The sequence below is a fragment of the Pseudomonas sp. 20-5 genome (genome assembly GCF_056782835.1).
On the sequence record NZ_CM165584.1, the window covers coordinates 4,579,457 to 4,591,812 of the forward strand.

The following is a 12,356-nucleotide window of genomic DNA, read 5'->3' on the forward strand; positions in this document are numbered from 1 at the left end:
AGGCTCTCAATCGAGTTGGAAGGAATAAACCGAGCCCAGTTTAAGGATCTGCGTCAGTTCATCCAATGCCGTCCGGCACTCCAGCAGCAGTTGGGGGTCGGCCAGGTCGGTCTCGCTCAGGCGGTCGCGGTAGTGCCGGTCGACCCAGGCTACCAGCGTGTCGTACAGGCCGGCGCTCATGATCACCCCCGGATTCACCGCCGCCAGCTCCCGTTCCTGCAGCGCCACGCGCAAGCGCAGGCAAGCCGGACCGCCGCCGTTCTGCATGCTCTGCTTGAGGTCGAAGACCTTCACTTCGCGGATCGGACCGTCGTCGCCGGTGAGCTGGTCCAGGTAGTTCCAGACCCGCGGGTTGTTCCGGCACTCCTCCGGTACCACCAGCAGCATCGAACCGTCGGCCTTCGACAGCAGTTGGCTGTTGAACAGGTAGGACTTCACCGCGTCCTCCACCGCGACCTGGTCGCGCGGCACGCAGATGGCGCGGAAGCGGCCGCCGCGGCGGCCCAGCTTGTCGTGCAGTTCGGCAAGGACCTTCTCGGTATCGAGGAAGGCGTCCTCGTGATGGAACAGCACCTCGCCATTGCCCACCGAGATCACATCGTTGTGGAACACGCCCTGGTCGATCACCGCCGGGTTCTGTTGAGCGTAGACCACTCCGGCCTCGCTCAGCCCGTGCAGACGCGCGACGGCCTGGCAGGCTTCCAGGGTCTGGCGCGCCGGATAGCGTTGCGGCGCCGGGAAGCGACTGTCGAAGGCGCTGCGACCGAAGACGAAGAACTCCACGCCGGCATCGCCATAGTCCTTGCAGAAGCGCGTGTGGTTGGCCGCGCCTTCGTCGCCGAACTGGCTCACTGCCGGCAGCGCCGCGTGATGGGCGAAATGCCGCTCGTCGTTGAACATCGCCGCCAGCACGCGGCTGGTGGTGGGATGCTCGATGGATCGGTGGAACTTGCAGTTCAGGTTGGCCGCGGTGAAATGCACGCGGCCGTCGGCGGTGTCGGCACTCGGGCTGACCGTGGCGGCATTGGCGGTCCACATGCTCGACGCCGAGCTGCAGGCGGCGAGGAGAGGCATCGCTTCCTTCGCCGCACGGCGGATCACCTCCTCGTCGCTGCCGGAGAAGCCCAGGCTACGCAGCGCAGCGGTATCCGGGCGGGCTTGCGGAGCGAGTACCCCCTGCTTGAAACCCATCTCCATCAGCGCCTTCATCTTCGCCAGGCCCTGCTTCGCCGCTTCCTTCGGGTTGGACACCGCCTGGCTGTTGCTTTGCGAAGCGACATTGCCGTAGGACAGGCCGCCGTAGTTGTGGGTCGGGCCGACCAGGCCGTCGAAATTCACTTCATGGGCATTCATAGGCTGATCCCGGGAGTCAGGGTGGCAGGAAGGGACACGCTGGGGCTTTCCAGCGAGGCGACCGGATAGGCGCAGTAATCGGCGGCGTAGTAGGCGCTCGGCCGGTGGTTGCCGGACGCGCCGATACCGCCGAACGGCGCGCTGCTGGCGGCGCCGGTGAGCTGCTTGTTCCAGTTGACGATGCCGGCGCGGCTTTCCACGAGGAACTGCTCGAAACGCTCGCGGGAATCCGACAGCAACCCGGCGGCCAGGCCGTACTGGGTGGCGTTGGCTTCACGGATCGCCGCAGCGAAATCGGAGTAGCGGATCACTTGCAACAGCGGCCCGAAGAACTCTTCGTCCGGTCGCTCGGCCACCGCGCTGACGTCGAGGATGCCCGGGGTCAGCAGGGCGGCGCCGTCGATCGGCTGGGTCATCGCCAGCAGCGGCTGTGCGCCCTTGCCGATCAAATGCTCCTGGGCCTTGAGCAGGTGCTCGGCGGCGCTCAGCGAAATCACCGCGCCCATGAACGGCGCCGGCTGTTCGTCGAAGCGACCGACCCGCAGGGTAGCGCTGACCGCCACCAGGCGCGCCAGCAGTGCGTCGCCCCAGGCGCCCTGCGGCACCAGCAGGCGGCGGGCGCAGGTGCAACGCTGGCCTGCGGAGATGAAGGCGGACTGGATGATGGTGTAGACGGCGGCGTCGAGGTCGGCGACCTCCTCCACCACCAGCGGGTTGTTGCCGCCCATCTCCAGCGCCAGGATTTTCTGCGGCTGGCCGCCAAACTGGCTGTGCAGCAGGTTGCCGGTGCGACTGGACCCGGTGAAGAACAGACCGTCGAGCCCTCGGTGGGCGGCCAGCGCGACGCCGGTTTCGCGACCGCCCTGGACCAGGTTGAGCACGCCGGCCGGCAGGCCGGCCTGGATCCAGGCCTTGAGCGTCAGCTCGGCGACCTTCGGGGTCAGCTCGCTGGGCTTGAACACCACGCAGTTACCGGCCAGCAGCGCCGGGACGATATGCCCGTTGGGCAGGTGGCCGGGGAAATTGTAGGGACCGAATACCGCCACCACGCCATGCGGCTTGTGCCGTAGCACGGCGGTAGCGTCGGCCAGCGGACCGGATTTCTCGCCGGTGCGCTCGCGGAACGCCTGCACCGAGATCGCCACCTTGTTGACCATGCTGGTCACTTCGGTGGCCGACTCCCACAGCGGCTTGCCGGTTTCCTCGCCGATCACTCGGGCCAGCTCGTCGGCGCGGGACTTGAGGGTCGCAGCGAAGCGCTCGAGCAACTCGATGCGCTGCTCCAGCGGGCGCCGCGCCCAGGCCGGGAAGGCCTCGCGGGCGGCGCACACGGCAGCGTCGACCTGGGTGGCGTCAGCGCCGCGCCCGGACCAGACCACGCCCTGGCCAACCGGGTCGAGGGACTCCAGGGTCTCGCCCTGGCCCGCCAGCCACTGGCCGGCAATGTAATGGGTACTCATCATCGACTCCTCGGGCGCCCTCGCCGGGACGCCTCCATCAGGCTTTCAACCGCGCTTCTGCGCCGACAGCGGCACCGCGCGTACCGAGGCGCCGGCCGACAGGCGCAGGCGCTTGGCAGTCAGCGGATCGACCACCAGGGTGCCGGCGGCGGCCCGCGCCGGCGCGGCGGTGATGCGACAGTCTTCGCGCTTGCGGTTGTGGATCAGGTAGGGCTCGGCGTCGTCGCCGGGAGTGCCCACCGCCAGCACCAGGTTCTGGCTCTCGGCGATGGCGCGGATCTTGTCGGTCTCGGCCTCGATCGCCGGGCCGGCGTCGAAGATGTCGACGTAGCCCTGGTAGCTGAAGCCCTCGGCCTTGAGCATGGCCAGCGCCGGCTCGGTGTTCGGATGGACGCGGCCGATCACCCCGCGCGCCTCCTCGGAGAGGAAGCAGGTGTAGAGCGGGAACTTCGGCATCAGCTCGGCGATGAAGGCCTTGTTGCCGACCCCGGTGAGGTAGTCGGCCTGGGAGAATTCCATCTTGAAGAAGTGCCGGCCGAGGCTTTCCCAGAATGGCGAACGCCCCTCCTCGTCGGACATGCCGCGCATCTCGGCGATCAGCTTGTCGCCGAACAGGTGGCGGAATTCGGCGATGAACAGGAAGCGCGCACGCGACAGCAGCTTGCCGTTGAGGCCGCTGCGGTGGTCGGCGTGGAGGAACAGCGAGCACAGCTCGGAATTGCCGGTCAGGTCGTTGGCCAGGAACAGCGTGGGGATCTCGCGATGGATGTTGAGTTCCTGCGAGGCGCTCACGGTGAGGCCGACCCGGTAGTTGTACCAGGGTTCGCGAAGCCCCACCGCTCCGGCGATGGCGGAGATGCCGACGACCTTGCCGGCGTCGTCCTCGAGGACGAACAGGTAGTCGGCGTCGCCGCGTTCGGCCTCGCCGCGGAAGGCCTTCTCGGCCCAGCTGACGCGATGCTGCAGGCGCTGCTCGTTGGCCGGCAGGGTGGTCAGGCCGGTGCCGGTGCTGCGCGCCAGCTCGATCAGGGCCGGCAGGTCGGCGCTGGTAACAGGACGTACGATCATGACTGGCTCCTTCAGACCGCTACCAGGCGCACGCTGGCGCCTTCGCCGACGCCCAGGGCCTCGGCGGCTTCAACACTCAGGGCCACCGGCTTGCCGGGCGCCCAGTCCAGGTCCAGCACGACCGCGCGGAAGTCCTGCAACTGGCCGTTGGTGACCAGGTATGGACGCCCGCTCTTCGGCGCCTCGCCGATCTTCACCGGAACCACCCGGCTCTGGGCGATCGAGCGAATCCCCGAGGTACGCGCGTGCAGGGTCGGGCCGCCATCGAAGATGTCGATGTAGTTGTCGGTCTCGAAGCCTTCGCGCATCAGGATATCGAAGGTGATCTGCGCTCGCGGGTGGACCTGGCCCATGGACTCCTGGGCGGCATCCGGCAACAGTGGCACATAGATCGGATAGTGCGGCATCAGTTCGGCGAGGAAGGTGCGGCTCTTCAGCCCGGAGAGCTTTTCCGCCTCGATGTAGTTCAGGTCGAAGAAGTTGCGCCCGACCGCGTTCCAGAACGGCGATTCGCCCTGCTCGTCGCTGTAGCCGACGATCTCCACCACCACCGCGTCGGCGAAGCGCTCCGGATGGCTGGCCATGAACAGCAGGCGACCGCGCGAGTTGAGTTCGGCATAGACGCTCTGCACCAGGTCGCGCTGTACGTAGAAACTGGTCAGCAGGCTGTTGCCGGTAAGGTCGTGGCACAGCGAGAGGACATGGATCTTGTTGTGGATCGACAGCGAGCGCGAGGCGTGCACGAAGGTTTCGTTGCGGAAGCTGTAGAACGGTTCCGAGAACCCGGCCGAGGCGACGATCGCCGAGCAGCCGACCAGCTCGCCGCTGGCGCTGTCCTCGAGGACGAAGAAATAGCTTTCCTCGCCGTTGTAGCTCACCTCCGCGGCGAACGAGGCCTCGGAAGCGAGGATCTTGTCGCGCAGGCGTTCGGCGTCATCCGGCAAGGACGTGACGCCTACCGGGCTGTCCGCCGCCAGACGCTGCACCTGTGGCAGGTCGGCCGCTTGGGCGGGGCGCATCACCAACATGGCGTCACTCCTTTCTCAGACAACGATGATTGCCGCATCCATGCGCGGGACCGCGGCACCTTCCTGTGCCACGGTTTCGAACGTCCAGCAGGGAAGATCCCGCGCCACGCACGGCGGCACGGTTCCCGGCTCCGGCGCGGGCCGCTCCGGGATTTCGCATCGGGTGCCCCGGCCTGCGCCGGGGCCCCGTGGGTTCGCTCAGCCGCGGACCAGCTTGGCCACGGCGCGCTCGAAGCGCTCCAGGCCTTCGTCGATCTCGGCGTCGTCGATCACCAGGCTCGGCGCGAAGCGCACCACGTCCGGGCTGGCCTGGAGCACCATCACCGCCTCTTTCTCGGCGGCGTTGAGCACATCCCTGGCCTTGCCCTTCCACTCGTCGGTCAGCGCCGCACCGATCAGCAGGCCCATGCCGCGGATCTCGTCGAAGATGCCGTACTCCTGGCCGATCTTCTGCAGGCGGGACTTGAAGCGCTCATGCTTGGCCTTCACGCCATCCAGCACTTCCGGGGTATTGATCACGTCCAGCGCCGCCTCGGCCACCGCCGACGCCAGCGGGTTGCCGCCGTAGGTGGTGCCGTGGGTGCCGACCGACAGGTGCTTGGCGATCTCGCCGGTGGTCAGCATCGCACCGATAGGGAAGCCGCCGCCCAGGCTCTTGGCGCTGGAGAGGATGTCCGGGACCACGCCGTAGTGCATGTAGGCGAACAGCTCGCCGACCCGGCCCATGCCGCTCTGGACCTCGTCGAAGACCAGCAGCGCGTTGTGCTCGTCGCACAGCTTGCGCGCCCCTTCCAGGTAGGCCTGCTGCGCCGGCAGCACGCCGCCCTCGCCCTGGATCGGTTCCAGCACCACGGCGCAGGTCTTGTCGGAGATCGCCGCCTTCAGCGCTTCCAGGTCGTTGTAGGGAACGTGGGTGATACCCTCGAACTTGGGCCCGAAGCCATCGGAATACTTCGGCTGGCCGCCGACGTTGACGGTGAACAGGGTGCGCCCGTGGAAGCTGTTGCTGGCGGCGATGATCTCGTACTTCTGCGGGCCGTAGACATCGTTGGCGTAGCGGCGAGCCAGCTTGAAGGCCGCCTCGTTGGCTTCGGCGCCGGAATTGGCGAGGAACACCCGCTCGGCGAAGGTGGCGTCCACCAGCTTGCGCGCCAGGCGCAGGGCCGGCTCGTTGGTGAAGACGTTGGAAACGTGCCAGATGCGCTGGGCCTGCTCGGTGAGCGCCTTGACCAGCGCCGGATGCGCGTGGCCCAGGGAGGTCACGGCGATGCCGCCGGCGAAATCGATCAGTTCGCGGCCGCTCTGGTCCCAGACGCGCGATCCCTCGCCTCGCACCGGAATGAAGGCGGCGGGGGCGTAGTTGGGGACCATATACCGGTCGAAATCGGCACGTTCTACCTGCGCATGGGGAGCGGACATCGGTGTTTCTCCTGCCTGAAGGCGGCTATCGATGAAAGGATTGTAGGGATTGGGACCGGGCCGGCATTGCCGCCATGCGACAACTTGTTATAGCGCCAACCCGGGAATTTCCGCGGCTTTCGGAAATGCGACAGAAAGCATCGGGAAGGCGCAGTGTAAACGCGCGATGCACTCGGGTGCATACTTCTTCTACGCCGCCCCGCGGGCGGGAACAGCAGGGAAACAAGCCATGCCCATCGAGGGAATCGACTACCGTCTCGTCTTCGCCTCCGACGTCAATCCGCGCGACGGCCTCGGCCTGGAGTGCTGGCGCGGCGAACAGCCGCTGTTCGAGGTCTTTCGCGACGACGTCGGCCGGCGTTTCGTGGTCAACCTGTTCGCCAGCGACGTTCCGCTGGAACTGCTGGAGACGATCATTCCGACGGCCCGTCGCGAACTCGGCGACTTCCCGAGGCGATCCGCCTCCCGGGGCGTCGCAAAGCCCGGCTGAAACCGCCGCGCCGTTGGCGATCAGCCGCGTTCGACGGGAGTGAAGGTCGTCTCGAAGGCGCTGCCGCCGCGCCGCTGGTTGCGGTCCTCGCGCGGAGTGACGCCGAAGAAGTTGCGGTAGGCGCTGGAGAAATGCGGCCCGGAAGAGAAACCGCAGGACAGGCCGATCTGGATGATCGACTTGCTGGTCTGCATCAGCATCTGCCGCGCGCGGTTCAGGCGCAGCTCCAGGTAGTACTGGCTGGGTACGCGGTTCAGGTATTGCTTGAAGATCCGTTCCAACTGGCGCCGCGAAACACACACATGCTGGGCGATCTCATCGGTGGTCAGTGGCTCCTCGATATTGGCTTCCATCAGCAGTACCGCCTGGGTCAGCTTCGGATGGCTGGAGCCGAGGCGATTCTTCAGCGGGATGCGCTGGCGCTCGTTGCCTTCGCGAATGCGCTCCACCACCAGCTCCTCCGAGACCGCGCCGGCCAGTTCAGCGCCATGGTCGCGGGACAGCAGCGCCAGCAGCAGGTCGAGTACCGCCATGCCGCCGCAGGCGGTCATGCGGTCGCGATCCCACTCGAACAGGTGATTGGTGGCGATGACCTTGGGGAAGCGCTCGGTGAAGTCGTCGTGCCAACGCCAGTGCACCGCGGCGCGATAGCCGTCGAGCAGGCCGAGCTGGGCCAGCGGGTAGATGCCGGCGGACAGCGCGCCGATCGCCGCTCCCGAACGCGCCAGTTGCTTGAGCGCCAGGCCCAGCGCTGGCGACACCGCCGCCGGCGCCTCGTCGGCGACCAGGAACAGCCGCGAGCATTGCTCCAGCCTGCCGTTCCAGGCCGTTCCCGGCAGGCGCCAGCCCTCCTCTTCGGCCGGCGCTTCGGCGAGCAGGAACAGCGGCTCGTAGAGCGCCTCGGGGTGCAACCGCCGGGCCGCCCGCAGGGCTTCCTCGGCAAGCGATAGCGTCAGCGCGCGGGTGGCGGGCCAGAGGAGGAAACCGATGCGTTGGGGTTGGGCAGTCATGGGAGCAGCTTAGCCGGCCTCTGCGATGAATGTTACTTGAGGCTGCCGGAGAGGAACTGCTTGAGGCGGTCCGACTGCGGGTTGGCGAGGACTTCCTTCGGGCAGCCGTGTTCCTCGACCAGGCCCTTGTGCAGGAACACCAACTGGTTCGACACCTCGCGGGCGAAACCCATCTCGTGGGTCACCACCACCATGGTGCGGCCTTCCTGCGCCAGGTCCTGCATGACCTTCAGCACTTCGCCCACCAGTTCGGGGTCGAGCGCCGAGGTCGGCTCGTCGAACAGCATCACTTCCGGCTCCACCGCCAGCGCCCGGGCGATCGCCACGCGCTGCTGCTCGCCGCCGCTCATGTGCGCCGGGTAGGCGTCCTTGCGGTGCGCCACGCCGACCTTGGCCAGGTAGTACTCGGCCTTCTCGATGGCTTCCTTCTTCGACACGCCGAGCACATGCACGGGCGCCTCGATGACGTTCTCCAGGGCGCTCATGTGCGACCACAGGTTGAAATGCTGGAACACCATCGACAGGCGCGAGCGCATGCGCTGCAACTGGCGGGAGTCGGCGGCCTTCAGCGCGCCGTCGCGGCCGGGCACCAGCTTCAGCTCCTCGCCGTTGAGCAGGATCTTGCCGGCGTGCGGCTGTTCCAGCAGGTTTATGCAGCGCAGAAAGGTGCTCTTGCCGGAACCGCTCGAGCCGATGATGCTGATCACGTCGCCCGCTTTCGCCGCCAGCGAGACGCCCTTGAGCACCTCGTGGCTACCGTAGCGCTTGTGCAGGTCTTGGACTTCCAGTTTGTACATGTGTGTGTTCTCGGCTAATCAGTCGCTGAGCAAGCGTCCCTGACGGATCGGTTGACGACCGGCCACCTTGGCCAGCCAGAGTCCCGGCTGCGCGTAGCGCATCCGTTCGATGGCGAAAAGCACGCCGGAAACCCCGGCGCACACGGTGCTGGCACGGTCGGCCAGGGGATCGATGACCTGGAACAGCGGTTCGCCCGCCTCCACCCATTCGCCCGGCCGGCGCAGGAAACTCACCACGCCGGTATGCGGGGCGTGGACGTATTCGGTGCCCTCGAAGGGCAAGCCTTCGCAGCAGGCTTCGGGCGCCGCCGGCCATTCGCCCTCGACGAAGCCCTGCTCGGCGAGGAAGGCCAGGATCGCCGCGGCGTTGGCCTCGGCCTGCTGCACGGTGGTGTCGGCCTGGCCGCCGAGTTCGACGGTGGTCGCCAGGCAGGCCAGCGGCAGCTCGGCGCGCGGATACAGGCGCGACAGGCGCAGCCACGGCACCGAGCAGGCCTCGTCGAAGGAACCGCCGCCGGACTCCTCGGCGAGCAGCCCGACAGCGGCGCCCAGGCGTGCGGCCAGGGAGGCGAAGGCGGGCCATTGCTGCGGCAGGGTATAGAGATGGATGGCGGCCTCGAAGTCGCAATGCAGGTCGAGCACCAGGTCGGCGTCGCAGGCGTGGCGATAGAGCACGCGCTGCATGCCCTCCAGTTCCGAGGTCGCCGGCGGCAGGGCGTCCAGCGCCGCGCGCAGGGCCTGGCGGACCAGCGCGACATTGGCCGCCGGATCGCTGCCGAGACGCTCGCCGACGCTGTCGATCACCGCGTCCAGCAGGTCGGGGAAATCGCGATTGAAGTTGCGCCCGCTGCTCATTTCGAAGCGCCCCTGGTGCAGCGCCTGGATCATCTGCCCGAGACCGACCGGATTGGCCACCGGCACCAGCTCGACGGTGCCGCGCAGGCGGCCTTCCGCCTCCAGCAGGCGCAACCGCTGCTTCAGCTCCCAGGCGGTGCGCATGCCCGGCAGCTCGTCGGCGTGCAGGCTGGACTGGATGTAGACCTTGCGCGCGCCGCAGCCGAAGCGGAACACGCTCAGGCGCTTCTCGCTTCCCAGGGTGCTCCACGGCAGCAGGTGGTCGATACGCTCCATGCGGTCCTCCGGATCAGGATTTGCGCGGCGCCAGATAGGCCAGCCAGCGGCGCTCGGCAAGCTTGAACAGGCGCACCAGGATGAAGGTCAGGCACAGGTAGAACAGGCCGGCGGTGATGAACGCCTCGAACGGCAGGTAGTACTGCGAGTAGACGGTCCGCGCGGCGCCGGTGATGTCCACCAGGGTGACGATGGACGCCAGGCTGGTGGTCTGCAGCATCATGATCACTTCGTTGCTGTACTGCGGCAGGGCGCGCCGCAGGGCCGACGGCAGGAGGATACGGCGGTACATCTTCAGGCGCGACATGCCCATCGCCTTGGCCGCCTCGATCTCGCCATGGGGCGTGGCCTTCAGGCTGCCGGCGAGGATCTCGGCGGTGTAGGCGCTGGTGTTGATGGCGAACGCCAGGCAGGCGCAGAAGGACGCGTTCGACAGCCAGGGCCACAGCGCGCTCTCGCGCACCGCGTCGAACTGCGCCAGGCCGTAGTAGATCAGGAACAGCTGGACCAGCATCGGCGTGCCGCGGATCACGTAGGTATAGAGCCAGGCCGGGAAGTTCACCAGCGGCTGCTTGGAGACCCGCATCAGCGCTAGCGGCACCGCCAGCAGCAGGCCGATCAGCAGGGAGATCGAGAGCAGCTTGAGGGTGACCAGCAGGCCGTCGAAATAGAGCGGAAGGCTGTCCCAGATGACGGAGAAATCGAAGATCACGATAGGGCCCCTTGACTCACAGTTCCGCGGTTTTCACGCCGACCGAATAGCGGCGTTCGAGCAGGCGCAGCAACAGCAGCGACACGCTGGTCACCAGCAGGTACAGGCCGGCCACGGCGAGGTAGTAGGTGAACGGCTCGCGGGTCGCATCGGAGGCCTGCTTGGCCTTGAACATCATGTCCTGCAGGCCGACCACGGAAATCAGCGCGGTGGCCTTGACCAGCACCAGCCAGTTGTTGGTGAAGCCGGGGATCGCCAGGCGGATCATCTGCGGCACCTGGATGCGGAAGAACACCTGGCGGTGGCTCATGCCGTAGGCGTAGCCGGCCTCGCCCTGCCCCTTGGGAATCGCCATGAAGGCGCCGCGGAAGGTCTCCGAGAGATAGGCGCCGAAGATGAAGCCGAGGGTGCCGACGCCGGACACGAAGGGATTCAGGTCGATGTAGTCGTCGTAGCCGAGTTGCGGGGCGACCCAGTTCAGCAGGCCCTGGCCGCCGTAGAAGATCAGCAGGATCAGCACCAGGTCGGGGATGCCGCGCACTACCGTGGCGTACAGGTCGCCGCACCAGGCCAGCCAGCGCACCGGCGACAGGCGGAAGGCCGCGCCCAGCAGGCCGAGGACGATGGCCAGGAGCATGGAAAGCAGGGCCAGCTGGAGAGTCAGCCAGGCGCCATCGACGATGGTCGCACCGTAGCCAGTGATCATCAAAACGGTACCTCTATGCAGCTAATGCAGCGCTAAAGCAGTGGCGTCCAGTCAATAAAAAAGTGGCACAAACAGCGCGAGGCGTCGCGGACGTTTGTGCCACCTCTGACGGATAGCGTCAGTTCGAACCGTAGACGTCGAAGCTGAAGTACTTGTCCTGGATCTGCTTGTACTTGCCGTTGGCGCGCAGCGCGTCGATGGCCGCGTTGAACTTGCCGGCCAGCTCGCTATCGCCCTTGCGCACGGCGATGCCGACGCCTTCGCCGAAGTACTTGGCATCGGTCAGTTGCGGACCGACGAAGGCGTAGCCCTTGCCGGCATCGGTCTTGAGGAAGCCGTCCTCGAGGTTCACCGAGTCGGCGACCACCGCGTCGAGGCGACCGGCCACCAGGTCCATGTTGGCTTCCTGCTGGGAGTTGTAGCGCACCACTTCGACGCCGGCCGGGGTCAGTTCGGCGGAGGCGTAGCGGTCGGCGGTACTGCCACGCAGCACGCCGGCCTTCTTGCCCTTCAGGTCGGCCTTGGGATCGTTGAGGCTGGCGCCTTCCTTCATCACGAAGCGCGCCGGGGTGTTGTAGTACTTGTTGGTGAAGTCGACCGAACGCTTGCGCTCGTCGGTGATGGTCATCGACGAGAGGATCGCATCGATCTTGCGCACCTTGAGTGCCGGGATCAGGCCGTCGAACTCCTGCTCGACCCACTTGCACTGCACCTTCATCTCTTCGCAGAGGGCATTGCCGATATCCACGTCGAAGCCTGCCAACTGGCCGTCCGGGGTCTTCAGCGAGAACGGCGGGTAGGCCGCCTCGATGCCGATGCGCACCGGCTTGTCGGCGGCGAAAGTGGGCAGGGAGAGCACGGACAGCGCCAGGGCGCCGAGAAGTGCGAGCTTCTTCATCTGGAACTCCTTCGAAGGGGATGGCATCGATTGGCAGGAGAAATAGAACCTTGCCCAGGCTGCCGACGGATATGCGTGATCACCGGCTCTTGCGCATGGCGCCTTCTCGTGGACAGGGCGCCAGCTGGGGTGAGCGGCATTCTAGCGACAGGCCGAAAGTGGTTATTTCTTCAATGCGACAACTAATTATAAAAGCACCGAAGAGGGCATTCGGCGATATTGACAGGCAGCGACATTTGTGCCCGGAAAGCGCGAAGTGTAATCAATGAGTAAAGCAAATCTCA

The 12,356-nt window shown here is 66.6% G+C and carries 12 protein-coding genes; 1 reads left to right on the forward strand and 11 read right to left on the reverse strand.

Annotated elements, in window-relative coordinates:
• Positions 1 to 6: 6 nt before the first annotated feature.
• The 5 genes from astB to aruC all read right to left on the reverse strand — a co-directional run bounded on the left by astB (position 7) and on the right by aruC (position 6,328).
• A complete protein-coding gene (gene astB, locus AC1RB9_RS21160; protein ID WP_003085956.1) occupies positions 7 to 1,353 on the reverse strand; it encodes an N-succinylarginine dihydrolase in 1,347 nt (448 codons plus the stop codon).
• A complete protein-coding gene (gene astD / locus AC1RB9_RS21165; RefSeq protein WP_010895527.1) occupies positions 1,350 to 2,816 on the reverse strand; it encodes a succinylglutamate-semialdehyde dehydrogenase in 1,467 nt (488 codons plus the stop codon). Before astD ends, astB begins: the two co-directional genes overlap by 4 nt.
• Positions 2,817 to 2,858: 42 nt before the next feature.
• Complete coding sequence (gene astA / locus AC1RB9_RS21170; protein WP_003112607.1) at positions 2,859 to 3,881, reverse strand: arginine N-succinyltransferase; 1,023 nt, start codon at positions 3,879 to 3,881, stop codon at positions 2,859 to 2,861.
• 11 nt (positions 3,882 to 3,892) lie between these two features.
• Positions 3,893 to 4,909: an arginine/ornithine succinyltransferase subunit alpha gene (gene aruF / locus AC1RB9_RS21175; protein ID WP_003085950.1), complete on the reverse strand. Its 1,017-nt coding sequence runs from the start codon at positions 4,907 to 4,909 to the stop codon at positions 3,893 to 3,895.
• Positions 4,910 to 5,107: 198 nt separating this feature from the next.
• Entirely contained in the window at positions 5,108 to 6,328 is a 1,221-nt protein-coding gene (gene aruC, locus AC1RB9_RS21180; RefSeq protein ID WP_003112608.1) for a bifunctional succinylornithine transaminase/acetylornithine aminotransferase, read from the reverse strand.
• 166 nt (positions 6,329 to 6,494) lie between these two features.
• Between aruC and AC1RB9_RS21185 the strand changes: the two genes are divergently transcribed.
• Complete coding sequence (locus AC1RB9_RS21185) at positions 6,495 to 6,818, forward strand: hypothetical protein (protein ID WP_025270892.1); 324 nt, start codon at positions 6,495 to 6,497, stop codon at positions 6,816 to 6,818.
• Between the two features lie 20 nt (positions 6,819 to 6,838).
• Here the strand turns inward: AC1RB9_RS21185 and argR are convergent, their stop codons facing one another.
• From argR to AC1RB9_RS21215, 6 genes are all read right to left on the reverse strand, one after another.
• A complete protein-coding gene (gene argR / locus AC1RB9_RS21190; RefSeq protein WP_003085944.1) occupies positions 6,839 to 7,828 on the reverse strand; it encodes a transcriptional regulator ArgR in 990 nt (329 codons plus the stop codon).
• Between the two features lie 32 nt (positions 7,829 to 7,860).
• Positions 7,861 to 8,625, reverse strand: a complete 765-nt coding sequence (gene aotP / locus AC1RB9_RS21195) for an arginine/ornithine transport ATP-binding protein AotP (protein ID WP_003159661.1) — start codon at positions 8,623 to 8,625, stop codon at positions 7,861 to 7,863.
• An 18-nt stretch (positions 8,626 to 8,643) separates the two neighbouring features.
• On the reverse strand, positions 8,644 to 9,756 hold the full coding sequence (locus AC1RB9_RS21200) for a M14 family metallopeptidase (protein ID WP_003159660.1): 1,113 nt from the start codon (positions 9,754 to 9,756) through the stop codon (positions 8,644 to 8,646).
• A gap of 13 nt (positions 9,757 to 9,769) precedes the next feature.
• On the reverse strand, positions 9,770 to 10,468 hold the full coding sequence (locus tag AC1RB9_RS21205) for an ABC transporter permease (protein ID WP_003085936.1): 699 nt from the start codon (positions 10,466 to 10,468) through the stop codon (positions 9,770 to 9,772).
• 16 nt (positions 10,469 to 10,484) lie between these two features.
• A complete protein-coding gene (locus AC1RB9_RS21210) occupies positions 10,485 to 11,174 on the reverse strand; it encodes an ABC transporter permease (protein ID WP_003085934.1) in 690 nt (229 codons plus the stop codon).
• A 118-nt stretch (positions 11,175 to 11,292) separates the two neighbouring features.
• Positions 11,293 to 12,072 (reverse strand): ABC transporter substrate-binding protein, encoded by a 780-nt coding sequence (locus AC1RB9_RS21215; protein WP_003085932.1) that lies wholly within the window; start codon positions 12,070 to 12,072, stop codon positions 11,293 to 11,295.
• Positions 12,073 to 12,356: the final 284 nt, after the last annotated feature.